Here is a 23,932-nt window from a genome sequence, read left to right as displayed (position 1 = left end):
TCTTTATTGGTTTCTAAAATTACACTTTTTCTACAATACCCGTTATTTGCGATTAACCGATGTTGGCAATAGTACTTTTTATTGTATTTCTAATTTTAGTAATTTTCTGTTTATTCTCATCCAATTCTTTAATACTAGATTCATATGTTTTAATTTTCTTCAAGTCTGGAAAGGATAATTTTTTATGAGAGAAAGATTTTGTGAAAATCAGGTTTGGATAATTTAGAAGCAGGATAATTAATTGAATTGTATCCATTTTTTGAACTTTGAAACCGATTTTATTCGCCGTTCTTTCGTTCAAAATATATGTAGTTCCTGTAATTTTTAAGTTTGGTTTTTCTATGTTTGATTCAATTATTTCGAGGATACCATTTAAATATTCTAAGAGAATTATATTTCTTCTTTTACTTCCCTTATCTTGATCGTTTAAAACAAAGTAATAGTCAAATAGCGATCCTCCGTGTATTTTTATTTGGTTGTTTTTTTCTTTTTCTGAAATTAAAAGCGATGATTCGTATTTCAATTTTCCATTTTTAATCATTGATGGTATATCGAAAAATGGAGCTGTAATTGAAAGTAGGATCCAGAAAATTAATGGTGCTAGAAAATAGATTTTGAAATAAAAAGAGAGTGCAAAAACGGGAATGAGAATCACTAAAATAATAGTAGTCAGATTTAGATAGAACTTCCTTTTTTCCTTTTGAGATAATTGGTAAAATCTATTTTGCAATTCAATTCGCTGTTTAAGTATTATTGCCAACGGTTACGGTTATCGCAAGTTGCGGGATTAATGACGCGGACTTGTCGGCTTAACTATTTTCTTTCTTGGTTTCTAAAATTACACTTTTTTGACAATACCCGTTATTTGCGATTAACCGATGTTGGTTGCTGTTTTTTTTCTAAAATGCTCTGGGTAAATTGTCTTTTCGTCAAATCTTTCTAGCCATTTCAAATTTCTATTTAACAGATTAATAATCATGGATATCCCTCCTAAATCATAATTGAATAATAAAATATCATCTGAAACCTCTTTAAATCTCAGTTTACACTTTATCTTTTTTAATCTGTATTTATCTAAAAATGTGGGAATACTTTTTGAACCTTCTAAAGATTTATCGGCGGTTATAAATACCCAATCCTTTGTATTTTGATTAGTAAGATATTCTTTTAACTCCTTGAAATCATATCTATAAAAAAGTTTCTTTTGAGATTTGTATATTGATTCAATTGCTACCATCAATAGAAATTTTGATACAGCATTTTCACTTTGGTCAAATGCTTTAACGTAAACTTGACCAATTCTGGTTTTAGGATTATAATTTTTAAAGTTTTCTTTATCTAATCCTTTAATGTCAACATGGTCTTTCTTGAAATCTTTATTTCCTTCTATTTCTAATTTGTCAACTTTTCCCTTAGCAGTTTTGCCTTTCTTAGTTTTTATTCCCAGTCGAGCTCTTTCCATAGCAAATACCGAATTTGACAATGCTTTATTCTCAAATTTGGAGAATAAATTATTGCACTTATCACAAAGTTCTCCTCTTTCTAGAGTATAATGTTGATTTCCTAGACTTTCTGGGATAATATGTTCAATCGAATTTGAATCATTTTTAGAATCACAAATAATACAATTAGTCATTAAATATTTATCTGTTTAAAAATTGCAACCAACGGTCTCCTTTACTTCGCTTATTAATAAATATACCTTTGAGATGAAGAAGGAGGAGAACTAAAACGGTCTCGAGATTACAGATCCAATAGCCGTAAGAGTCCTCCATTCTTCATACGGGCAGCAAGAACCATTTGGAATACCAGGTCTTATTATGGACCCGTTAAAGGAGTTAGTTAATGCGCCCTTCAAATAATAATTTTTTAAAAATATGAAAAATTACCAAGAAGTAATCGGAATTGATGTTTCAAAAAACAAGTTAGATGCCTATGCTTACAATCGTAGTTCCCATCGGGAGTTCAGTAATGATGTGAAGGGTTATAAAGCCTTGTTGCAATGGGCTAACGGTAAGGAACAAAAAGTGTTTTTCTGTTTTGAGAATACCGGTCATTATTCCTTGAAGTTAGCGTTGTATTTATCTTCAAAGAAGCAGGTATATGTACAGGAAAATCCTGTAGTAATCAAACGTTCTTCCGGAGTGATCAGAGAGAAGAATGACGTGGTAGATGCCATGATGATCGCCAGGTATGGCTGGCTTCACCGTGAGGAACTTTCACCGAGTGAGCTGAAAGATAATGAACTATTAGAAGTAGGCAGGTTGCTGGCTTTGCGTGATCAGCTGGTTCGTAGTCGTACGGGATTGAAGAATACCCTTTCAGAGCTGAAAAAGTTGCTCAGCAGCAGTTCTACAGATACCTGTTGTAAAACGCTTGTAAGCTCTATTACTCACCTGACTTCTCAAATAAATAAAATAGAGAAGCAACTAAAATCACTGATAAAGACTTCTGAGGCATTATCGCAAAATTATAAGTTGATCACTTCTTTAAAAGGTGTTGGTTTAGTTGTAGGCGCCCAGTTGCTTTATCACACCAATAATTTTGAACGCTTTAATAGCTGGCGCCAATTCTCCAGTTATTGTGGGACGGCTCCCTTTGGTCATAGTTCGGGAAGCAGTATTCACAAAAAGCGAAAATGCCACCCGATGGGAGATCGGCAAATGAAGAGCCTGCTTAGCATGGCGGCCTGTACAGCCATTCAATATGACAGTGAATTACGGCAATATTATAAGAAAAAGCGGGAGGAAGGTAAGTTAAAGATGATTGCGCTAAACAATGTCCGCAATAAACTGTTATCCAGAGTGTTTGCAGTGGTGAAGAGAGGAACGCCTTATGTGGAATTACAAAGATTTGCAGCCTGAAAAAATTAGCACAAAAGGCTTGGATTTAACCTTGGAATACGGTTATCGCCAGTTGGCGGAGTAAGGGACGCGGATTTGTCGGCTTAGTATTGTTTCGTTGGTCAAGATAATTATTTTCTTTCTTAACGCTGCCGCTTATTGGCGATTAACCGTTGTTGTGTGCAGTTTTACATTTCTATATTCTTTTTGAAAGAACTAATCAAAAAATCAAATTTGTCTGTATAATCACTGTCTTCAAATAATTCTGATGTCAAAATTGAGTGTAAAATTTTGCAAACTAATTGATATTGTGAATCATTGAAATTGTTCCAGTCAGTATCTAAATAATGCTCTGAATCATGAATATGTATTTTATTTCTTAATTTTCTAAGAGCATTTATACTACTGTAGTGTTGATAATTTTCTCCTAGTAGTTTTTTCTTCTCTACCTTTTTTGCCATTTGGTCAAATGACATTTGCATATCTTTTTCTGAATCAAGTTTTTCGTGAATAATAACCTCGTTTTTAAACTTCTTATTTTCTATTTGATATTCAGATGTATTTAATGCTCTGACCTTAGACCATTCAGTTTTGTTGGCTAGACCATTACACTTAACTAAATAATCAAATATTGATTCAATTACAGAAGCTCCTTGAATGACCAAAGCTTTTACATTTTGTGTCCATAAAACGGAGGTCAGATTAATATCTGAAATAACCTTTTTTATAAACTGAATATATTGAAGGGAGTACGATAAATTCTTAATTCTTGGATATAACTCATCATTTTTGACATTATCATTTTTCTTGATAAGGACCATAAAATGTTTATCTAAAAACTGAATACTATTTGGGTACCACTGGAAACCTTCCTCAGTTAATAAGAATAATTTGCTTTGATCTTTCATTTGTAAAATTGCATACAACGGTCTCGGTTATCGCCAGTTGGCGGAGTAGGGGACGCGGATTTGTCGGCTTAGTATTGGTTTGTTGGTCAAGATAAATATTTTCCTTCTAATGGTGCCGCTTATTGGCGATTAACCGTTGTTGTTGCCAGTTTTATCAACTACTAATATGAATTTACCTGATCATTAATTAAATTGAAATGTACTATTTTTAGACCATAACAGTTATAGTAATAGTTACTTTAGAAAGTTTTCTAGTAAACTCCGTTTTTAAGACGGGTATGAACCGATTTATTCCTCAAATATGAAGAGTCTAAAACCAATATTATTTATTTCATTTCTTATGTTTAGTATATCTATTCATGCTCAAATTAAAGACTCAGCTTTAAATACCAGTAATTTAAGTTCTGACATTTCTACTTCAAGTCCAACTTATTTCGCAAATAATCAAGATCTTTATAAGAGCAAGTATACTTTAGTATTATATAATAGTACAAAAAATTTATACGACACATATTCCGCGACTAGTGATGTATATAATTATAGTGGTTCTACTAATATATATAAACCAGAAACGAACTTTCTCACTACACTATTTTTGGAAGATGATTCTATCGGGGAAAGTGAAATGGTTTTGGAACATAGAAGCATGTTATTAGACGATGACGTTAGTTATAGAATACGTGACTCTTTTAATCCACATGGAGCTTCCAATATGTCCGAAGCTTTAGTCGGTGGAGTATTTGGTTTGCTATTCAATTAGCAACATTTGAAGCTTTATTCTTCTTGAGTTTTTCAAGTTACAATCCTGAATCCAAATATAAAATTGGCTACAACGGTCTCGGTTATCGCCAGTTGGCGGAGTAAGGGACGCGGATTTGTCGGCTTAGTATTAGTATGTTTGTCAAGTTAATTATTTTCTTACTAACGGTGCCGCTTATTGGCGATGAACCGATGTTAGAGGCTGTAATTTTTGTCGTAATTATCAGGTAAAGGCCAATCATAAATCTTGTTCATTACCCATAATGGTTGTAAACCTAAAGAATCTCTTCTTTTGTCAACGTTTTTCGGATCTTTCAAAGGAAACATATCATAGTTATGAGGGTACATTCCATAAAGCTGATATTTCTCATTGATAACATTTTCAAACTCTTCATATTGAACCCAGAAGCTTTTTCTGATTTTTCCTTTTTCAATTTCCTTATTTATGAAAGGCTTGAAATAATTCCAAACCCAATTTTGTTCCTTATAGGTTCCTCTTTGGTGCCATAGCAATAATTGTCCTTTATCTTGCCACCCATATTTTTTAGTGATTTCTATTAGACGAACAATGTTAGTTGAATCAGTTTTAACCATTTTTTCTGTAGAACTACCATCCGTGCGAACTTTTTGATCAGCATCTAGTAAACTATCAAGTTCTTTAAAAATTTCTGGGTGTTCTAAATTGGCATAAAATGTTTGAGTGTGTTTGGAAAAATTCTCATCTAATTCATTAAATATCGTTTTGTTTTTAAAAGGAACAAATTCTTTAAAATTGTTGAAATAATCTTGGTTTACATATGTATTTTCTAAAGCTGACCTGAGTATATTTTTGGCTTTTTTATCTTGGTTTAAATGAAAAGCAGCTGCGGCAGCATAGAAATATGATTTTTCATCTTCTTTAGGTAAAATATCTATGGCTTGTTCTAAATGATCTAAAGCACTTTTATATTCTTGATCTTTATATTCAATCAGTCCTTTATATAGTAAATCATCATATTCTACAAATCCTTTTTTTTGAGTTGAACAACTAATTATAAGGAACGCAATAAAAAAATATGTAATTCTCATCTGTGTAAAATTATTGCCTCTAACGGTTACGGTTATCGCAAGTTGCGGGATTAGGGACGCGGACTTGTCGGCTTAGTTGTTTTCTTTCCTGGTTTCTAAAATTACACTTTTTCGGCAATACCCGTTATTTGCGATGAACCGATGTTGGCAACTGGCGTTTAACCCCTAACATCTAAATATCTTAAATTAAAAAGTGCTTGTGGATCTTTTTCATTTGTTTTAAAAATAACATTGATTATATTCTTCATTTCCAAGCCTAGTTTAATCGGATCGTTTGTCTGCTTAATAAATTTCACAAATGTTTTTATTGGAGTGTTTTCAAACATTTCATCATGTTCCAGAAGTTCTAAATCTGACTTTTTTAATTCGATATATTTTCGGTTTTTTTCTAATTCTTCCTGATCTATAATAAAGAATATTGCATATCCATTTTTAAATTCTTCTTGATCTATTTTGAAAATTTTAAACCATGAGGGAGTATATCGGAGTGAATCCACTTGAAGTAGAACCTGGTCTTCTCTAATTATTTCTAATTGAACACGGCTCTTTTTACAATCATGAATAAATCTTTGGACAAATTCAGTCGGATTGTTTGGTTTCCTTTTTAAAGTAAAATTTAGATTTTTCCAAAATGCCATTATTCTTTGTTCAATTTATGTCAAGCTTGTTGCCAACGGTCTCGGTTATCGCCAGTTGGCGGAGTAAGGAACGCGGATTTGTCGGCTTAAAATTTTCTTACTTAAGAGCAAATTAAGCAGCGTTTAGAAAAATTATTTGAAATAACAGGAAATTAAGATAAAAAGAAATTTGACTCTGAGCAGGTGATTAATCCTGCTTTTTTTATAAATATTTCTTTTATATTCAATTACTTTAGTAATTAAATCTTATTCAATCTGAGTAGCTTTTCCGGCTATAATTCCCGTGAAACATAGTATAAAACACATTACTAATAGCAGAACAAGCGAAAATATCCAAGATTGGGTGATATCAAAAGAAGCACCAAACAGCGGTGGACCGCAAGCTGCTATAAGATATCCAAATCCTTGTGCCATACCGGACATTTCAGTTGCCTGTGTTGTATTTTTGGTACGAAGAACTAAATATAACATCGATAAGCTATAAGCCAAACCACTTGCCAGACCAATCAATATACTCCATAAAACAATATACTCTGTTTTAAAAAAAAGAATTCCTACTATTCCTGTCGCATACAAAACTCCTATTATCACAGCAAGTAGTTTTTGGTTCTTCATTTTTCCGGCTATAATAGCGCCAAAAAGTGCCATTGGAAGTTGTGCAAAATGAACATAAGATAATATCCATCCAGAATCTCCTTCCGCCATACCCCAGGTTTGCATAATTTTAGGAAGCCAGGCCGCAAGGCAATAATACATCAGGGATTGTACGCCCATAAAAACAGTAATTGCCCAGGCCAGCCTAGATTTATATAGATTTGTGACAGATCTTTCTGTTGACACCTTGAGTTTTGTAGCCTTTCGATTTTCTTTCACCTGAGGTAACCATATAGGAATACATATAAGTGATAGTACAAGCCATATTCCAATGGAGCCTTTCCAGCCTAAACCAGAAATGTTACCCAAGGTAATACTAAAGCCTGCAGCCAGGGCAGCAGTCAAGTTCATCATAACCGAATAAACCCCCATCATAGCACCTATGTGATTGGGAAATTTATTTTTTATAAAAGCAGGCATTAATACATTACCCACAGTAATAGCCGCTCCTACCAAACCGGCTCCCAAAAATAGGGTGACGATACTACCCAGGGAACGAAAAGTAAGCCCGATGCTCAATAATATTAAAGACCATAATAAAACGAGTTCCATTCCATATTTCTTTGAAAACTTAGGGATGATCCCTGATAATAAGGAAAATGCGATTAACGGTATGGTCGTGATTAATCCCGCCGCCGTATTGGAAAGCGATAAAGCTTTGCTTATTTCATCTACAACCGGACCAACAGAAGTGAGTGGAGCCCTTAAATTAGATGCCATAAAAATCACCCCCAATAATAATAGTAAACCTTTAGAATTAATGCTCCAGGGAATACTTTTGCTGCTTTTGTCCTTTTTAATTTTTCGAGAATATTGAAATGATAACCTCATAGCAATAATTTTTTATAGATTTTGGTATTCGTTGTTGGCGTAAGCTCTTGTGTTTGTTAACACCAGCGTACTAACAGGTGAGTTCATGACCTGAACATAAACTTGAAAATGACTTATGAATAAATAGGTAGGGAATTAGTTTTTAAATAAGATTTTACTCCACTTCAAAAATAGCTTGTATCTCCACTGACGAATTTATCGGAATAAACGATGCTTCATAGGTTCCCCTGGCGTGCTTATGGCTTTTTATGCACTAACCCGAATAATTTTTCCGTTTACTTTTCCCATAATACCTTTTACATAAGCATTAATGACTTTGCTCATCGGTACAGGGTTATGGCCCGGAAAAACATCCTTATATTTTTCATAAGCGTCTTCTACCATATCTGGAGAAACTACATTGACTCTCAAATTATTCTCCATTTCCAAAACTACTGCTTTTACAAAACTGTGAATAGCACCATTTACCATTGCAGCACTTGTTGTCTGCACTACTGGTTCATCAGCCAAAATACCTGTTGTAAGCGTAATTGAGCCTTTGGGGTTTAAAAACTCTTTGCCAATTCTCACAAGATTTACCTGACCCATTAGTTTACTTTTTAAACCAATATAGTAATCTTCCTCGGTCAGTTCGTTGAAATTAGCCCATTTTGCTTCTCCTGCAATGCAAATAATTGCATCCAACTTTCCAGTTTTCTCGAACATTTCCCTAATCGATTTACTGTCGGCAATCTCCACAGTTAACTCTCTATTTTTGCGCCCTGCGATTAAAACCTCATTATCTTTTTCAAAATGAGAAACTACTTTTTTTCCTATGGTTCCGTTTCCTCCTATTATTAAAATTTTCATATCTTAAGTTATTGGTTTTTATTGTGTCTTTAAACGTTAGCAACTGTTGTTTTTATTCTAGATATATTTTACCGGTTAAATACAATCTTCCCCGACCTTTTATTTCAACTCGGTCGTTCAAATATTTACACTGTAAATATCCTTTACGAGCTGAAAGTTGTCTTGCTGTTAGAACATTTTTATTGAGCTGTTTTGCCCAGTAGGGGATTAAAGTAGTATGTGCCGAACCCGTTGCCGGATCTTCGTTAATGCCAGATTGTGGAGCAAAAAAACGAGATACGAAATCAACCTTATCACCTTTAGCAGTTACTATAACACCCCGGCCTTTTAGTTCTGAAATAGCACTGAGTACAGGAATTATTCCTCTTATTTCATCTTCATTTTCAAATTCCAGCAGGAAGTCTGTTTTACCTTTATAGGCAGCTTTGGGCCTTATATTAAATCCAGCTTTTATCTCCTCTGAAATTTTAATTTTTTCAACATTCCTGGCTGGAAAATTCAAGGATATCAATTCCCTTTCCAAAGTCACCGTTAAGGACCCACTTCTTTTTGAATAAAAATTAATCGTATTTCCGTCGTGCTTTTCATAGTTAAATAATACAAAAGCTGCTGCCAAAGTGCCGTGTCCGCAAAGTTCAAGTTCAGCAGTGGGGGTAAACCATCTTATTTCATATTCTTCATTTTGTTTTATAAAAAAAGCGGTTGCAGCCAAATTATTTTCCATTGCTATTTTTTGCAATATGTCATCACTCAACCACTGGTCAAGTGGACAGACCGCTGCCGGATTTCCTGAAAAAACCTTATCAGCGAATGCGTCTATTTGAAATATTTTATGTTCCATAATTATCAAATTTTGTGATGAATAGGTCACTTTTATGTAAGCATCCTTAGTTTTATACTTCCTTACTTCTAGAAATGTAGATATGTTATTTTATTTTTTTTTTATTTTATAAAGTCTAAATATTGTTTGATTACATCCTCATTTCTTTTTAGATAGGACCATTTTCCGTGTCTTGAAGAAATTAAAAGCCCACATTTTTCCATATTTGTTAAGTAAGTGGAAATTGTGGATTGAGACAGTCCCGATTTTTCTTTTATGTAAGTTACACAAACACCATCGTTAAAATGTTTTAATGTTTCGTGCGGCGGAAAATTTTTTTCGGGTTCTTTCAACCATTCCATTATTTGAACCCTAGTTTCATTAGACAAACATTTTCCTATTTCAGTTGCTGACTTTAAATCCATATTACAAATATATCTATAAATCTAGATATATAAAAATAAATTTATTTTTTTGAAGTTCAATTATTTTCAGCTTGTTGCCAACTGTCTCGGTTATCGCCAGTTGGCGGAGTAAGGGACGCGGATTTGTCGGCTTAGTATTGGTTTCTTGGTCAAGATAAATATTTTCTTCCTAACGCTACCGTCTATTGGCGATTAACCGTTGTTGTGTGCTGTTAAAATCCCGTGATTTTCTTAGTACGTTGAATTAAAATTCTAGATTTTATTTCATGTCAAATTTCCCTGTATCTCCTAATTTTTGATTCAAAGCCTCTCTTCGTTGCTTTATTTTTTCAGGTTGTACATAATAGAAGTCGAACAACATTTCTAATACTTCAAGATTCCATTCAGCTTCTCCGGGTTCAACTTCTACAATTTTTCCAGTCGATTCACTTTTCGACGGATGGGCAGCAAAATTTCCTATATTTCTTATAGCATCGATACTTTCTGACAAGTAAGATGGTAAATTGTTACTATCTAAAACTTGTTTAATTTCATTTGCTAAATTTCCGTTTTTTATATCTGCTGCATCTCTCAATAAATGTTGTAATGCCCTTCTACTTAATGCAGCACTTGCTTTAGGGCTATCAGGTAGTACTAAGCAAGCCTCATCATAATCTTTAGCAATATCTTCCGGAACCTCAATTGGTACTGGTGGTCTACTAGACCCTTTTGGTCTAATTAAATTCCTAGATGTTATTTTTTCAAACCCGTGTTCATCTTTACTTATGAAATACATGAAATTATTTCTATTATGATGGAACTCTCCGTTTAAAAGAAAATATATATCTTTTTTACATTTAGGATTTGGACATTCAAATTTTTCAATTGCCCATTCTCCTTTTGAATCTTTTCCCAGGAAAATTATTTCTTTTTTATCGTGAAATTCTACTAAACAATGAGGACAGTTCATTTATTGGATTTTTATTTTTTAATTGCACACAACGGTTACGGTTATCGCAAGTTGCGGGTGTAGGGACGCGGACTTGTCGGATTAACTATTTTCTTTCTTGGTTTCTAAAATTACACTTTTTCGACTATACCCGTTATTTGCGATGAACCGATGTTGTGCAAAGTAATTTTCTAGAATTCCTTTAAACCTAAAATTCTTCTTGACTCATTTAAATCGTTCATAGCTCGTGGTTCACTTTGTAAAATGAAGTCAACATATTGTTTTCTATCATCATCTTTAATCTGTTTCATAAATTGACTCCATGTTTTGGACTTTATCATCATTTCGATAAACTCATCAATTTCAATTCCGGTTTCTGTATTTATAAATTTAAACCACTTGTTATTTTTGAGTTCTAAACGTATTGTAGCATCCTCTAATCTTTTCTTCTCAGACTCAATAAGTTTACTAGAATTATCTGGTGATGACCCTGATAAAACTGCCTCTAGATATGTTTTTAAGGTTTTATTAATTTCTTGTAATTCACTAATTTCTGTACTGAGTGTTTTAATTTCATTTTGTCGCACTTTAGTAGACAATAATTCTTTAAAACTTCCAGCCCATTGTTCTTTTAGCCATTTTTCAATTTGCTCAAATTTTTCAAAGTGATGAATTGGATTATTCCTAGGTTTAGATAAAATTTCTTCAATAAAGTGAAAAATATTCACTGAGTCTACATGGGCATAGTTAATCGCCTTGTTGGATTTATTTTGAAGAAATGTTCTATATTCCGAGTGCACATTTGTTTCAATTAAAATATAAATAGGTATATCTTTTTTGAAAGCTGTATCATATTCTTTTTTAGTTATACTTTCATATCTATCAAAGAATTTTTTATCAGGTTTTTTATCTCCTTTACTTATTTCTGATCCGTATCTACCTCCAATTATTAATACAAATATATCTATGTTTTGGATTTCCCTATAACATGATTCGTCTAAAGGAACGTCAAAGGAGTAAGCGATATCACCTTTCTCTGATAAGATTGATTCATATCCAAGACCATCAATAAAATTATCCATGGATGATCGAATATGTTTTAAATCATAAAATGTAGAACTTACGAATATTCTTGGCTTGGCCATATCTTTCTAAATTATTTTGCACAACGGTCTCGGTTATCGCCAGTTGGCGGAGTAAGGGACGCGGGTGTGTCGGCTTAGTATTAGTTTGTTGATCAAGTTAATTGTTTTCTTTCTAACGCTGCCGCTTATTGGCGATTAACCGTTGTTAGCCAAAGTTATTTTACTCATACTTACTGAGTCTTCTATAATTTCTTTAGGATAATCATATAGCTCTAAAATTTTGATTGCATTGCCATTTTCTGGTTTACCTGGTTTGATCTTATGATCAAAATATAGTTTATCATTTTCAATTTTTTCTGCAAAGTGATACAAAGCATATCCTCTATTTTTAAGTATGTCAGTAAGCTCCAAATCGTGCGTTGAAACCATAACGATATGTTTGTCCCTATTTAAATATGATAAAATTGATTGTCCAGCGGCTATTCTTTCTAACGTATTTGTGCCTTTAAATAATTCGTCTAAAATAAAAAGATGGTGATCATCACTATGGGAAGCATCGACTAGTTCTTTTATTCTTACCACCTCTTCCAAGTAGTAACTGGTATTATTAATTAGATCATCTGCAATTCGAATAGAAGAATAGATCTTAAAGAATGGAGATTCAAACTTTTTCGCAAAACAGAAATTTAATGTTTGTGCTAGAATAGCATTAATACTAAACGTTCTAATAAATGTCGTCTTACCCGACATATTTGAACCTGTTAATAATAAACTTGTGCCATCTAATACAAGATTATTAGGAACGCAATTTTCAATAAGTGGGTGATACATTTGATCTGTGATGACGAGCTTATCTTTGAAAAATTTAGGTTCGCAATATTTATCAAAACCGGTCTGTACTGATGCACAAGAAATAGCTGAATCTATTTCTCCAATGAATATAAATAGTTCCTTAAGGTCTTCTTTTTTATTCTCCAATGATTTTTGAAAACTATAAAAAAGAATGGGTTCTAAAATAAATGTGATCTTTATAATTTCTGATATAAACCAGAATAATAAAGCGTATTCGTTATCTAACTTTTTTTCCCACTCAATGAATCTTATATTAGATAAAATAGACTTTACGTTCTTTAGGTATTTGAAATCATTGTAAAAAGATTTGATCTCTTCGGAAGACTTAAGTTCACTAGCAACCCGATAACTCGTAGCTAATTGGCCTACGCCACTCAAATACATCTGTATCGATGATTTGTTTTTGTAATGAAAGATTAGATTGATAAAGAATAATGGAATAAGGGCAAGAAACCAGGTGGAGTTCAAGAAGCTGAGGATAATGATTGCAATTGCTGAAATCGATAAAAATCGGAATAACCAAATTTTTTGAGATTTCTGTACTTCCTTATCACGAAATATTTCTTCGAAGAAGTATGCTTTATTATTTGATAGAGACGTTAATTGTAATTGACATGCATTTCGCAATTGCTCATTTAACCTGAAGACCTCCGTCAACCTTCCAAACCTTTTCAAGTCAGAACTATGTGTGATTGTTCTGATTTTAAAGTACAAATATTGTTGTCCAATCTTAGAGCTAGTTCTATCTAAGAATTTGAACACTTCGTTCATGTCTAAGTCTAACCAAGTATGATCAGAAATTACCTGATATGCTGTTTTCTTTAATTTATGGTTTTTAAAAAATAATTCAATTAACTTGAAATCGAAGTATTTCTCTGTTTTGGGTTTTCCCCATTTCTCAATCAACGATTTACTAATAGATTTATTCCGCGCTTTTCTCAATCTATTACTGAATAGATAGATTAGAATGAAAACTATAATAGTTCCTAGAATCCAATTCATGTAATAACGATTCTCATAATAAATAATTTTGGCTAACGGTTACGGTTATCGCAAGTTGCGGGAGTAGGGACGCGGACTTGTCGGATTAACTCTTTTGTTTCCTGGTTTCTAAAATTACACTTTTTTTGCAATACCCGTTATTTGCGATCAACCGATGTTGGCAAACGTTTGTTGTACGTCATAAGTTTATAATCAGAGGTATTTCAGGTCTTAAATCAAATGTTTTTCCCTGAATATGATTATCGAAATAAAGTTCCATTAAATGTTCTTGACCATTTTTCACAGTTAAATTTGTTATTGCATTAACCGCTTTTATTGTCTTTGTTTTTAAATCTAAATCAGTTGATGTGATTATAATATTTGTAATCTTTTCCGCTCCATTCGGATGCTTATAAAAATCTCTTGCAAATGCATAATCGTCTGGAATAATACTTAGCTCTGACATATTTTCAAAGCTGTCCGACTCAATTTCTGGATAGACTATGAAAATTGAAGGTTCTTGAAGAAGTTTTTTTGAATTCCTAGCTGCGTATATATTTGCATTATCGTCCATCCAATCTTGATGATATCTTACTTTTTCAAATGGAATTTTTTCTGGATTGTAATTTTTCATTTTAAGCGCAATGCTAAACGGTAAAGCACCATTTTTCCCAAAGTCGGCTCTTTTTATAAAATCTAGATTTTTATTTTTCTGAATGTTTTCATCCAGCTCGTTTTTATCATAAACAAAAATCAGTTCTAGGTAGCCATTCAAAAAATTGAAGTACTTTCCTGCTGTTCCTTGACCTTCATGTACTGCTGAGAGTGAATCTGGAACCGAAGTAAATCCAATATTAATTAATCGCTCTTTAGCAATGTTTGGGTTTTTAACCCAAATATTTAAATGATCAACCTCTAAATTCGAAGAAGCACTTTCTTTTAATTCAATGGTACCCTTTCCTTCTTTTGCATCCTTACAAGAGGAAAAAAATATGATCAATAATAGAAATATTGTGTAATTTCTCATCTCTACAAATGATTGCCAACGGTTACGGTTATCGCAAGTTGCGGGAATAGGGACGCGGACTTGTCGGATTAACCTTTTTCTTTCCTGGTTTCTAAAATTACACTTTTTCTTCAATACCCGTTATTTGCGATGAACCGATGTTGGCTGAAGTTATTTTCTTCATACCCACAAATACTAATACTAAACCAATTAGCACTAAACTCCAGTAGACATAATTAAAATTAAAACCGTAGATCCAACTATCATAAATCTCTGCATTCAATAGAATTATAAAGTAAAAGCTATTCCTTAAAGCATGGAAAACTATTGAATAGATGATTTTACCAGTATTTAGAAATATTATGCTACTCAGAATTCCAAAAATTAAAGAGGGAATCAAATTATTAGGAGTTTCAATGTGGATTAATGAAAAACACAAACTTGATATTATAACAGATATAGAGATGTTGTATTTGATTAAGAGTTTTGATAACAAAAACTTTCTAAAGAACAATTCTTCTAAAATTGGAGATACTATTAAGATTGCTGCGAATTGGTAAACTAAGTCAATTGAATTTTGTGAGTAATGAAAATTTTGAATAGCTGGTATACCCGTTTTATAAAATTCAACCATTTTACTGATATCGTATAAGGGTTGATTTATTAATTCTAATCCTATCGAAATAATTATAATAAAAGTCAGAATTTTAAAACTAAAATCACTTCTTAACTCATCTTTATTCGAAATCTTCACTTTCCAAAAAATTTTAAATAGAACTAGGTAGCTTAGAATTGGAGCTACAGTTTTACTCAGTCCTTTGAGATGTAAATTAGATAAAGTTATTGGTTGATCATATAATTCGAATAATGCAATTACTCCCAGTTGAACCAGTAAATATGCTATCATTAATAGCAAAGTCAGAAAAAATGCTTTAGTTACACTCACTCTAAATAATTACAGCCAACTGTTACGGTTATCGCAAGTTGCGGGAGTAGGGACGCGGACTTGTCGGCTTAGTTTTATTCTTTCTTGGTTTCTAAAATTATACTTTTTCGGTAATACCCGTTATTTGCGATTAACCGATGTTGTGCAAAGTTTTATAGATTCTCTAGATTATAATCTGGCACAGAAATCTTTTTTACAAAAATTAATCCATCATACATTTCTGAAATCTTTTTCGGTATTAAATGAAAATCTTTAGGATTATATCCTGGCCCTCCTAAAATTAATTGTTTCTCTTTTTTATTAAAGAAATCAATTTCATCGTCTTGCGAAAGTTTATTTATATCTAGAAAAAAGATATTCGCATTCGCTTCAAATAGCGTTTTTGAATATGTTCTTTTGAAAGGTTTATCGACGGTAAAAATTTCCCAATGATGTGGTTTGTTTTTTTCTGCTACATATCCTAACAAATTGCCTACTCCGAAATCGAATCCTACGCTGTAGTAATCATTTTGATACCGTTCATTTAAATGTGCTCCTAGACTAGTCCAACCGCTTCCGTATGAAATTCTTTCAAGATTGTTTATATGTTCATTATGTGCCCAAATGAAAGCTTTCCCGTTTTTAGTAAGGCTATCAATAATATGTTCAGCATTTTCAAACATTTTCAAATCTCGAACATTACTACCATTATTTTGAACATAATAGGTGTAGTCCATTAAATAGTCTAAAGATCTAAGAACATCCCTAGTTTCTTGATGTGAATTACTTGAAGATTTTATCTGAGAATCTAGAATTATATTTTTAATTTTTTGAAGTTCTGGGTTATGTTTATCCGCCCAATCGGATGTAGCGTTGTAGTTAACTTTTTTATTTACACATTTATCTAATACCGAAAGTAAATTTTCATCAATTAAAATATTTTGCGCTTTTGCAAACTCACGGATTTTAATATTAATGCCTTGAACATTTTGAATATCAATACCATAAAAACGAATTTGTTCTTCTCTAGGTTTATTCAAATTATAACTTCTCATCCATTTTAGAAGATTCGCAACTTCTTGTGTCCGCCATGGGAGAATGCTGAAATTTTCTGCGATAGAATTTATATCTCCTTTTCCTCCACTTATCCACTCATTAATTCCCGACTCTGCTGGATAAGATTCTTCCATCAAAAAAGCCCTTACATTTTTATTGACGACTAAGTATTTAAAGAATTTTGCCTTTATATTAAAAAATTCCTTACCGTGATGAGTTGCTTCTCCAAATCCGAATATTTTCGCGTTTTCAAATTTGTTAGGAATATTATCAATGAAATTTTCTGGAGAAGAATCCGGATTTGAATCTTCAATTTTTATCAAATTGTTGTTTATCCAATTAACTGTTTTTTTGTTTTGAGAATAACTTCTTGTAATTGTTAGAAGTAAAAATACAATTAATAAATATCTCATTATTAGTTCGGCTTTTCATTAAAATTTTGCACAACGGTTTCGAATAATCGTCAGTTGTGGTTGTACGTCTACGGATTTGTCGGCTTAGGTTTTTGTTTGTTGGATTCTAAAAATACTATTTTATTTCAAATGGCCACAATTGCGAATATTCGTTGTTATACACTGGTGCGACAGAGCAGAGTGAGAACCTCAGATAGACCACTGTCGGGAATACTCTGACTTTTATAAAAAATCTTGCTCATTTGGTTACAATTATTGCGTCCGAGTAAGCGTCCGTTTCTTGGTGCTAAGCTTCTTTTTGAGGAAGTTCTTAGTAGCTAATTTGTTTTTGAGCAGCTACCAAAAGCTTTTTTACTTATTAAATCTTTCCTGAACGATTTTTTAGAATTTTCGGTTGAACAAGGATTTTCTAAGTTTACGATAAACGAAAGATTCTTAGTTGACAATTATCAATTGAAGCTTTTAAAATTCGAATTTTTCAGATTGGATTCTTATTGTTTTTAGTAGCTAAAATCGTTGCGGAGCACTTGTGTATAACGGTCTCGGTTATCGCCAGTTGGCGGAGTAAGGAACGCGGATTTGTCGGCTTAGTAATGGTTTGTTGGTCAAGCTAATTATTTTCTTACTAACGGTGCCGCTTATTGGCGATGAACCGTTGTTATTTAAAGTTGCACATTACGAAATCCTGATTTGAAATAATTTTGACAATTAGACCCTGATCTATATTCAAATTATCTTCATATAGCAATCTTCGAGTAACGTTCTATCTTAAGTACGTTTTCAAGATTTTGTCCAAAATCAATTACAGTCAGTGGAAAGATCGGTTTGCTTTCGACTTGATATTTGTAATTCTCTTTTTCTTTTTGGGACTTAATGGTAATGACATCTCCCCAGGATTTTCCTGTAAAACCAGTTTTTATTTTAATAATTTGATTCGATTCATGAAAATTGACTTTACGGAATTGAGATCTTCTTTCTATAGTATTATAAATCTGTTCTGGAGTTTTATCTGAAAAGAATACTTTTTTTTGGCTTACTTCATAATCTGGATTTTTCAATCCAAATTCTTTAGCAGTATTATTGACTTGATATTTATGAAAGGAAACTAAAGGTAATGTCATACCAACTCCAAATATTAATATTCTTATAACTATATCGTAGAAAATTATTTCTCGACCAGTTACTAAGTCTAATCCAATCATAAGAACTGAATAAGTTAAAGCAACTACAATGAAATACTTTATATACAATGTGTTTAGTTTCATATTTTAAATTATCAGAATTTTTCAAATATAAAGATTAAAAGATAAAATCTTCAATGTGCAATTTTATATAACGGTCCCGGTTATCGCCAGTTGGCGGAGTAAGAGACGCGGATTTGTCGGCTTAGTTTTGGTTTGTTGGTCAAGATAATTATTTTCTTACTAAAGCTGCCGTCTATTGGCGATTAACCGTTGTTATGTGGCGTTTTTTTTAACGAGAAAATATGTCAAAACTATAATTATAAATATTCCTGTCAGGAGTAATCCATATTCTATTAAACCTGAAACTAAAAAGATAAAAAATCCGTTCGTTCTGAAATCTTTAGCTTTTTCAATTAAAGAAGATAAATATTTTGAATTATGAAGGATGAAAAATGTGAAAATACAGATTAAGCTTAGTAAGTATAATCCAATAATTTTAAACCTCTTCATTACAATTTATCTCTTTAATTTTTTCCACTCATTTAATCCTACAACATCATCTCTAACTTCTTTAATCCATTTTTTGCCATACTGGTCTGTCAAATAACTGAATATTATTTTGTTGTAATCTTCTATTAAACTTTGATCAGGACCTGTACAACCATATTCGTAAAAATATATTTTATACTTATCCTCAAATTGTGGATCAGTAGCTATTATTACTGGTGCAATTCCTCCTTGTAGAAGCAAAAATGGATTTCCATTTTCTAAATCCTGTTTTGCTAAGTTTCTTATTTCTGACTTTTTAGCAAATAATAATTTTGCTGGACCGCTCGAATTAATTTGTTCGTCAGTTAAATTTCCAATTCTTGAAAAAACAATTTCTTCTTGTCCATTTTCTTGAGCAAATGAAGAATTAGAAAATATTAAAGTCAGAATTATAATTACTTTTTTCATCGAATCATCATATAAAAAATGCCATATAACGGTCCCGGTTATCGCCAGTTGGCGGATTAGGGGACGCGGATTTGTCGGCTTAGTATTGGTTTGTTGGTCAAGATAATTATTCTCCTATTAATGCTGCCGCTTATTGGCGATTAACCGTTGTTAGCTTTAGTTTTTTTCCCTAATCATTGATTTTTGTATAACCGCTAATAAATCTGGTTCCAATTTCGAAATGAGTTGTTTAATCATTTCTATTTGCCAATTTTGACAAAACGGTGATATCATTATTCCTTCTACGAAATTCTTTAGATCAACTTTTTTTGATATGATTTCAGGGGGATTATGAAAGACTGGTTTTTTCAAATCATCATCAAATGTCATCGCTACAAAATTTGAAAAAACTCTTAATTCTTCTTCATCTTCGTAAGCTATACTCTTAGTGTGCAAAAGTCTACCAGTTTCAATATCATTAAATCCAATCTGTTTCTTATATATAACTTCTTGAATTGAAAAAGTAGATTCATTCCAATCTATATATTGATAAAGATTACCAATCTTTGATTTTATTGCGACTCCGATGCCATCTTTACCTAGATAATGTCGCCATAACGAAATTTTCTCATTTGGATTTTTTGTCCAAGAACTAATGAAATTATTTTTAAGATGTAACTCTACGAATTTTTCTGCACCGGCTCGATGTTGCTCATTTTCATCCTCTATTGTATCTAATATCCATCTAACCTCATTTTGGTCCGACATTGAAGAAAGTGGAGTGAAAACTATTTTTTTATTTAATAATAAATCAATGAATTTATCTAAGCTTATATATCTCCAAATTATTAGATTTTCATCCATATTTCAATCTTAAAAATTAAAGCTAACGGTCCCGGTTATCGCCAGTTGGCGGAGTAAGGTACGCGGATTTGTCGGCTTAGTATTGGTTCGTTGGTCAAGTTAATTATTTTCATACTAACGCTGCCGCTTATTGGCGATTAACCGTTGTTGCCTAGCGTTTTGTTTACTGATTTTTTATTGAACTTTCTACTGGTAAAGGAGGAGGTGGTGGTGGAGGCGGAAAATTCGTTCTATCAAAATCTTCAAATAGTATATTGTATTCGAAAAAGTTAGACTTTTGATTCGAATTTATTTTTTGAAAATTTTCTATAATTTCTTTTAAAACTTTTTTGGTCTGATTTATATTTTGATTTTCATCAATATACAGATGAATTAATGCAGGTTTTAAAACCTGTTTATTATATTTAAAATTATGTGGTTTAGAAATGATATCATTCAATTCGGTTCCTAATTCTTCAATTGGGACTTTCTTTTTATTAAATAGATCTGTAACAATTGAATCATTTTTTATCATTATGGTGTTTCTTCTAAAATAACACGCAACTCCATTAAATGTTGGGCACTCCGAGAATCCGGTCAAAAAGAACTTTTTATCATTAACTGTAAAACTTAGTCCGGACATTAAATCTTGACATGTGCATTCCCCCATTTTTGAAGTCAATTCCTTAAAATTCTGAAAAGAATCGATATTTATAATTTTGAAATTTTCTTCATTTCTTAATTCTGTAAAATGGTCAGAATAAACTTTTTGAATTTCAGGTTCTTTTTGCTCTAGGTATGATTCACAACTACTAAAAGTCAGAATAGGCATTAATATGTATAGGATTTTTCTCATCAAAATGCTTGGCAACGGTCTCGGTTATCGCCAGTTGGCGGAGTAAGGCACGCGGATTTGTCGGCTTAGTGTTGGTTTGTTGGTCAAGATAATTATTTTCTTTCTAACGGTGCCGCTTATTGGCGATGAACCGATGTTAGCAATAGTTATTTGCGTTACTTACTTTCTAGTATAACTATATATTCTTGGCTTGCTTCATAAATCTTTTGTATCAAATCTAGACGCCTTGTTGGGCCTAATAACTCATAATTTAATGATTTAGATTCTAAATAATCCAAAAATATATTACATCCGTTTTCGGGAATCCCAAAAGAATTTTTTAAATACTCACAATTTAAAGTATCGTCCGACGCAAATAATTCTACATAATCATTTAAGCGAATAATTCGTATCTCAGATTTTTTAGGAACTGACTTCTTGTTACCTGGTATAATACTAGCTAATAGATTTCCTTTAGGATTTGGTGGATAGTATATAAACCAATTCTTTTCTAGATCCGTTTGAATTGTTTTTTTTAATTCTCTATTTGCCGTTTTCACATTAAATTCCTCTGAAGACGAACTAATATTTACTTCATCTAATAAGTTAACTATCTTCTTAAGTTCAATTACTAAAGTTGTTTGTAAATGATTTTCATCAACTATCAGTATTTGTTGTTCAAATTGAATCGATTTAAATACTAAAGTGTCTCCTAAGTCACTTGATATAGAAAAATATCCTTCTTGATTCGTAGTAGAAGAAATTCCGCTATTCATATTTACAATTTCAAAATCCGATACTCTTTCATCTGATTCGTAAACGATACCTCTGATTTCCTGAGCTGTTAGACTTTGAACACAAATTAGAATTAAGATTATAAATATTCTCAAGCAGTTTCTCGGTTAAATAATTATTGCTAACGGTCCCGGTTATCGCCAGTTGGCGGAGTAAGGGACGCGGATTAGTCGGCTTAGTTTTGGTATTTTGGTCAAGTCAATTATCTTCTTACTATCGGTGCCGCTTATTGGCGATTAACCGTTGTTGCCCACAGTTTATTAAATGATTCTTTCTCTTTTCAATTCAAATTTCCAATCTGCTTTTTTAGCCTTAAAGAGCGCAATTTTTTTTGCTTTAGCAATATCAATTATTTTTTGGATTTCATTATTAGGGAATTCTGCACCAATTATTATCTCCTTAAAAAAGGAATCAGGAATTTTGAATTTTCTCTGTTCCGAAAAAGGTTCTATATCCTGATCATATATTTTTACTAATCTATACTCTTTTTCATATTTCCATTTTTTAGCTTTATAATGGGTTTGAAGTTTATATGTTTCTGGTAGAATTGCATCTATCGGATCTATCAAAGGATATGTATTTGTGTATTTAACAGAACCACCGTAGTGAAAGTTTTTTGAATTAGTTATGGATTTAAAATCAAAACCATAACAAATTCCTTGATGATTTTGTCCATAATGACTCCACATTAATATATCATTCCATTTTTTAGTCAAACAGAGTATTCCTAAAATTTTACTTTGTGTATCAATACTAACTTCACTTATATTTTTTTGAATAATTTCAGGATTTTTCCACATAGAGTTTTTGTAGTTTTCCGAAACTTTTTCGAAATCTTGTCCATCCAATAAAATTTTTAGTTTTTGATTAGATAATATTCTTTCTGCATATTCAAATGCTCTTTCTTTTGTTTCTAAAAGTTCTAGACAAGGTGGAATCTTGCAGTCAAATGGATCATTAAAACTTATTAAACTTGATAGGAATAGCTCATTTTCAAGTAATATTTTTTTACTGTATTCTTCCTTAAAATCTTTGTATTTATAAATGATTTCTGATTCTTCCATATAAATTGTGGGCAACGGTCCCGGTTATCGCCAGTTGGCGGAGTAAGGAACGCGGATTTGTCGGCTTAGTATTGGTTCGTTGGGCAAGTTAATTATTTTCTTACTAACGCTGCCGCTTATTGGCGATGAACCGTTGTTGTAAAGCGTTAATTACTAGATCTTTAAATTTAATTTTATCGTCCACGTGAAATGTTAGATTCTTAAATTTTCTTTTCATTCCGTATAATCCAATTAATGTATTTTCTTTTTTTAACCTAATAATTAAGTTATGACTTTCTAATTCTCCTAAAAAAGATAGATTCCGAGTTTCCTTATTTAGCTCTACATCTTTTGATGATACTTCTATACTTTCGATATCTTCTATATTAATGGTGGCCTCCTTCATAATTCCATATCTAAGAAATAGTTTGTTATTTTCTATTGATATTGGTCTTTTAAACATTGATTTTAAGAATCCGAAAATTTGAATTCCAGTGTAAATACTTAAAAATGTCAAAATCCAAGCAGCAGTATTGCTCCATTTTGCTAATAAAATGTGTATTACAGCCGTTTCAATTGCTACTAAAAATATGATTACAATCATTAATGCGATTGTGCCGCTTTCTTTGTGGTAAGAAAACTCATTTTCTTTTAAATCTCTTTTTTTCCAATAAATAAACCCATAATAAAAAACCGCAATTTCTGTAACAAAAGGGATTACAAATCCTTTGGGAAGTATTTCATAACAAGTGTTCTTTAATGTGGTAAAAAAATCAAACGATTCGGTTTTGTTTAAGTTGTAGTGTTTTATTCCTTTTCTGACATTGTATATTACAAATGATAGAATTGATATTTCAACGATAGGGAGTACCCAAGTTTTAAAAAGATTTAAATAATACTGATTTTCTGATGGGAGAATAATTGAACTTATTACGATTCCGAGTATTAAAAATGGAATTACCGTTGTTTTAGGAATATTTGTTTTTCTAATTAGCAAAAAATATATAAACGGCACTGTCAATAATAAGTCAAACGTTATTCCTGTGGCTAGATTATTTGAGTTATTTATAAATAGTTGTGATTTCGCAATGAAAATCATCAATCCAATAATCAGAAATGGTATTCCAAATATGATTAGGTTTTTCTGAAGATTTATTGTTTTGTTCATATTTTCATTTTAATGCTTTACAACGGTCTCGGTTATCGCCAGTTGGCGGAGTAAGGAACGCGGATTTGTCGGCTTAGTATTGGTCAG

24 protein-coding genes are annotated in these 23,932 nt (G+C 31.9%); 2 read left to right on the top strand and 22 right to left on the bottom strand.

Annotation, left to right across the window (positions count from 1 at the left end):
• Positions 1-52: 52 nt before the first annotated feature.
• Both JM79_RS10255 and JM79_RS10250 read right to left on the bottom strand, forming a co-directional pair.
• Positions 53-730, bottom strand: a complete 678-nt coding sequence (locus JM79_RS10255; RefSeq protein ID WP_221625449.1) for a hypothetical protein — start codon at positions 728-730, stop codon at positions 53-55.
• Between the two features lie 141 nt (positions 731-871).
• Positions 872-1,636: an HNH endonuclease gene (locus JM79_RS10250; RefSeq protein ID WP_141878059.1), complete on the bottom strand. Its 765-nt coding sequence runs from the start codon at positions 1,634-1,636 to the stop codon at positions 872-874.
• Between the two features lie 241 nt (positions 1,637-1,877).
• Here JM79_RS10250 and JM79_RS10245 point away from each other — a divergent pair, with 241 nt between their 5' ends.
• Positions 1,878-2,864, top strand: a complete 987-nt coding sequence (locus JM79_RS10245; protein WP_141878058.1) for an IS110 family transposase — start codon at positions 1,878-1,880, stop codon at positions 2,862-2,864.
• A gap of 167 nt (positions 2,865-3,031) precedes the next feature.
• Here JM79_RS10245 and JM79_RS10240 read toward each other — a convergent pair whose 3' ends face one another.
• On the bottom strand, positions 3,032-3,751 hold the full coding sequence (locus JM79_RS10240; protein WP_141878057.1) for a hypothetical protein: 720 nt from the start codon (positions 3,749-3,751) through the stop codon (positions 3,032-3,034).
• 301 nt (positions 3,752-4,052) lie between these two features.
• On the opposite strand from JM79_RS10240, the gene JM79_RS10235 reads away from it, so the two are divergent.
• Entirely contained in the window at positions 4,053-4,511 is a 459-nt protein-coding gene (locus JM79_RS10235) for a hypothetical protein (protein WP_141878056.1), read from the top strand.
• A gap of 194 nt (positions 4,512-4,705) precedes the next feature.
• On the opposite strand, the gene JM79_RS10230 is transcribed toward JM79_RS10235, so the two are convergent.
• The 19 genes from JM79_RS10230 to JM79_RS10135 form a co-directional block, all read right to left on the bottom strand.
• Positions 4,706-5,578 (bottom strand): hypothetical protein, encoded by an 873-nt coding sequence (locus JM79_RS10230; protein WP_141878055.1) that lies wholly within the window; start codon positions 5,576-5,578, stop codon positions 4,706-4,708.
• 158 nt (positions 5,579-5,736) lie between these two features.
• Complete coding sequence (locus JM79_RS10225; protein ID WP_141878054.1) at positions 5,737-6,216, bottom strand: hypothetical protein; 480 nt, start codon at positions 6,214-6,216, stop codon at positions 5,737-5,739.
• A 246-nt stretch (positions 6,217-6,462) separates the two neighbouring features.
• Positions 6,463-7,701 (bottom strand): MFS transporter, encoded by a 1,239-nt coding sequence (locus tag JM79_RS10220; protein ID WP_141878053.1) that lies wholly within the window; start codon positions 7,699-7,701, stop codon positions 6,463-6,465.
• A 246-nt stretch (positions 7,702-7,947) separates the two neighbouring features.
• Positions 7,948-8,550, bottom strand: coding sequence for a short chain dehydrogenase (locus JM79_RS10210; RefSeq protein WP_141878052.1), 603 nt, complete (start codon positions 8,548-8,550; stop codon positions 7,948-7,950).
• 52 nt (positions 8,551-8,602) lie between these two features.
• Complete coding sequence (locus JM79_RS10205; protein ID WP_141878051.1) at positions 8,603-9,391, bottom strand: PhzF family phenazine biosynthesis protein; 789 nt, start codon at positions 9,389-9,391, stop codon at positions 8,603-8,605.
• 101 nt (positions 9,392-9,492) lie between these two features.
• A complete protein-coding gene (locus JM79_RS10200; RefSeq protein WP_141878050.1) occupies positions 9,493-9,795 on the bottom strand; it encodes an ArsR family transcriptional regulator in 303 nt (100 codons plus the stop codon).
• A 259-nt stretch (positions 9,796-10,054) separates the two neighbouring features.
• Positions 10,055-10,744: a DUF4145 domain-containing protein gene (locus tag JM79_RS10195; protein ID WP_221625448.1), complete on the bottom strand. Its 690-nt coding sequence runs from the start codon at positions 10,742-10,744 to the stop codon at positions 10,055-10,057.
• A 170-nt stretch (positions 10,745-10,914) separates the two neighbouring features.
• Positions 10,915-11,868, bottom strand: a complete 954-nt coding sequence (locus JM79_RS10190; RefSeq protein ID WP_141878049.1) for a DUF4062 domain-containing protein — start codon at positions 11,866-11,868, stop codon at positions 10,915-10,917.
• A 135-nt stretch (positions 11,869-12,003) separates the two neighbouring features.
• Positions 12,004-13,662 carry a DNA mismatch repair protein MutS gene (locus JM79_RS10185; RefSeq protein ID WP_141878048.1) on the bottom strand — a complete coding sequence of 553 codons (1,659 nt, stop codon included), beginning with the start codon at positions 13,660-13,662 and terminating at the stop codon, positions 12,004-12,006.
• Positions 13,663-13,840: 178 nt separating this feature from the next.
• Entirely contained in the window at positions 13,841-14,668 is an 828-nt protein-coding gene (locus JM79_RS10180) for a VOC family protein (RefSeq protein ID WP_141878047.1), read from the bottom strand.
• A 97-nt stretch (positions 14,669-14,765) separates the two neighbouring features.
• Positions 14,766-15,593 (bottom strand): type II CAAX endopeptidase family protein, encoded by an 828-nt coding sequence (locus JM79_RS10175; protein WP_141878046.1) that lies wholly within the window; start codon positions 15,591-15,593, stop codon positions 14,766-14,768.
• Positions 15,594-15,745: 152 nt separating this feature from the next.
• A complete protein-coding gene (locus tag JM79_RS10170) occupies positions 15,746-17,041 on the bottom strand; it encodes an erythromycin esterase family protein (protein ID WP_141878045.1) in 1,296 nt (431 codons plus the stop codon).
• Positions 17,042-17,778: 737 nt separating this feature from the next.
• Complete coding sequence (locus JM79_RS10165) at positions 17,779-18,306, bottom strand: hypothetical protein (RefSeq protein ID WP_141878044.1); 528 nt, start codon at positions 18,304-18,306, stop codon at positions 17,779-17,781.
• A 435-nt stretch (positions 18,307-18,741) separates the two neighbouring features.
• Positions 18,742-19,182 (bottom strand): hypothetical protein, encoded by a 441-nt coding sequence (locus JM79_RS10160; protein WP_141878043.1) that lies wholly within the window; start codon positions 19,180-19,182, stop codon positions 18,742-18,744.
• A gap of 156 nt (positions 19,183-19,338) precedes the next feature.
• Positions 19,339-20,025 (bottom strand): hypothetical protein, encoded by a 687-nt coding sequence (locus tag JM79_RS10155; protein ID WP_141878042.1) that lies wholly within the window; start codon positions 20,023-20,025, stop codon positions 19,339-19,341.
• A gap of 163 nt (positions 20,026-20,188) precedes the next feature.
• Positions 20,189-20,860: a hypothetical protein gene (locus JM79_RS10150; RefSeq protein WP_141878041.1), complete on the bottom strand. Its 672-nt coding sequence runs from the start codon at positions 20,858-20,860 to the stop codon at positions 20,189-20,191.
• Between the two features lie 155 nt (positions 20,861-21,015).
• The gene (locus tag JM79_RS10145) at positions 21,016-21,615 is read right to left on the bottom strand and encodes a hypothetical protein (protein ID WP_141878040.1); all 600 of its coding nucleotides are present in this window, start codon (positions 21,613-21,615) and stop codon (positions 21,016-21,018) included.
• A 279-nt stretch (positions 21,616-21,894) separates the two neighbouring features.
• A complete protein-coding gene (locus tag JM79_RS10140; RefSeq protein WP_141878039.1) occupies positions 21,895-22,698 on the bottom strand; it encodes a DUF2971 domain-containing protein in 804 nt (267 codons plus the stop codon).
• A 103-nt stretch (positions 22,699-22,801) separates the two neighbouring features.
• Complete coding sequence (locus JM79_RS10135) at positions 22,802-23,845, bottom strand: hypothetical protein (RefSeq protein WP_141878038.1); 1,044 nt, start codon at positions 23,843-23,845, stop codon at positions 22,802-22,804.
• Positions 23,846-23,932 lie beyond the last annotated feature (87 nt).

Origin of the sequence: Gramella sp. Hel_I_59 (genome assembly GCF_006714895.1) — a bacterium.
Lineage (GTDB): Bacteria > Bacteroidota > Bacteroidia > Flavobacteriales > Flavobacteriaceae > Christiangramia.
This window is presented reverse-complemented; position numbering and strand designations above follow the sequence as displayed.

What these genes read in the sequence shown, in the direction of transcription:
- JM79_RS10135 (WP_141878038.1), bottom strand. Translation starts at nt 23,845, where the DNA reads ATGAACAAAACAATAAATCTTCAGAAAAACCTAATCATATTTGGAATA.
- JM79_RS10225 (WP_141878054.1), bottom strand. Translation starts at nt 6,216, where the DNA reads ATGGCATTTTGGAAAAATCTAAATTTTACTTTAAAAAGGAAACCAAAC.
- JM79_RS10205 (WP_141878051.1), bottom strand. Translation starts at nt 9,391, where the DNA reads ATGGAACATAAAATATTTCAAATAGACGCATTCGCTGATAAGGTTTTT.
- JM79_RS10190 (WP_141878049.1), bottom strand. Translation starts at nt 11,868, where the DNA reads ATGGCCAAGCCAAGAATATTCGTAAGTTCTACATTTTATGATTTAAAA.
- JM79_RS10220 (WP_141878053.1), bottom strand. Translation starts at nt 7,701, where the DNA reads ATGAGGTTATCATTTCAATATTCTCGAAAAATTAAAAAGGACAAAAGC.
- JM79_RS10200 (WP_141878050.1), bottom strand. Translation starts at nt 9,795, where the DNA reads ATGGATTTAAAGTCAGCAACTGAAATAGGAAAATGTTTGTCTAATGAA.
- JM79_RS10230 (WP_141878055.1), bottom strand. Translation starts at nt 5,578, where the DNA reads ATGAGAATTACATATTTTTTTATTGCGTTCCTTATAATTAGTTGTTCA.
- JM79_RS10185 (WP_141878048.1), bottom strand. Translation starts at nt 13,662, where the DNA reads ATGAATTGGATTCTAGGAACTATTATAGTTTTCATTCTAATCTATCTA.
- JM79_RS10195 (WP_221625448.1), bottom strand. Translation starts at nt 10,744, where the DNA reads ATGAACTGTCCTCATTGTTTAGTAGAATTTCACGATAAAAAAGAAATA.
- JM79_RS10140 (WP_141878039.1), bottom strand. Translation starts at nt 22,698, where the DNA reads ATGGAAGAATCAGAAATCATTTATAAATACAAAGATTTTAAGGAAGAA.
- JM79_RS10235 (WP_141878056.1), top strand. Translation starts at nt 4,053, where the DNA reads ATGAAGAGTCTAAAACCAATATTATTTATTTCATTTCTTATGTTTAGT.
- JM79_RS10180 (WP_141878047.1), bottom strand. Translation starts at nt 14,668, where the DNA reads ATGAGAAATTACACAATATTTCTATTATTGATCATATTTTTTTCCTCT.
- JM79_RS10150 (WP_141878041.1), bottom strand. Translation starts at nt 20,860, where the DNA reads ATGAGAAAAATCCTATACATATTAATGCCTATTCTGACTTTTAGTAGT.
- JM79_RS10210 (WP_141878052.1), bottom strand. Translation starts at nt 8,550, where the DNA reads ATGAAAATTTTAATAATAGGAGGAAACGGAACCATAGGAAAAAAAGTA.
- JM79_RS10170 (WP_141878045.1), bottom strand. Translation starts at nt 17,041, where the DNA reads ATGAGATATTTATTAATTGTATTTTTACTTCTAACAATTACAAGAAGT.
- JM79_RS10250 (WP_141878059.1), bottom strand. Translation starts at nt 1,636, where the DNA reads ATGACTAATTGTATTATTTGTGATTCTAAAAATGATTCAAATTCGATT.
- JM79_RS10160 (WP_141878043.1), bottom strand. Translation starts at nt 19,182, where the DNA reads ATGAAAAAAGTAATTATAATTCTGACTTTAATATTTTCTAATTCTTCA.
- JM79_RS10245 (WP_141878058.1), top strand. Translation starts at nt 1,878, where the DNA reads ATGAAAAATTACCAAGAAGTAATCGGAATTGATGTTTCAAAAAACAAG.
- JM79_RS10145 (WP_141878040.1), bottom strand. Translation starts at nt 21,615, where the DNA reads ATGAATAGCGGAATTTCTTCTACTACGAATCAAGAAGGATATTTTTCT.
- JM79_RS10155 (WP_141878042.1), bottom strand. Translation starts at nt 20,025, where the DNA reads ATGGATGAAAATCTAATAATTTGGAGATATATAAGCTTAGATAAATTC.
- JM79_RS10240 (WP_141878057.1), bottom strand. Translation starts at nt 3,751, where the DNA reads ATGAAAGATCAAAGCAAATTATTCTTATTAACTGAGGAAGGTTTCCAG.
- JM79_RS10165 (WP_141878044.1), bottom strand. Translation starts at nt 18,306, where the DNA reads ATGAAACTAAACACATTGTATATAAAGTATTTCATTGTAGTTGCTTTA.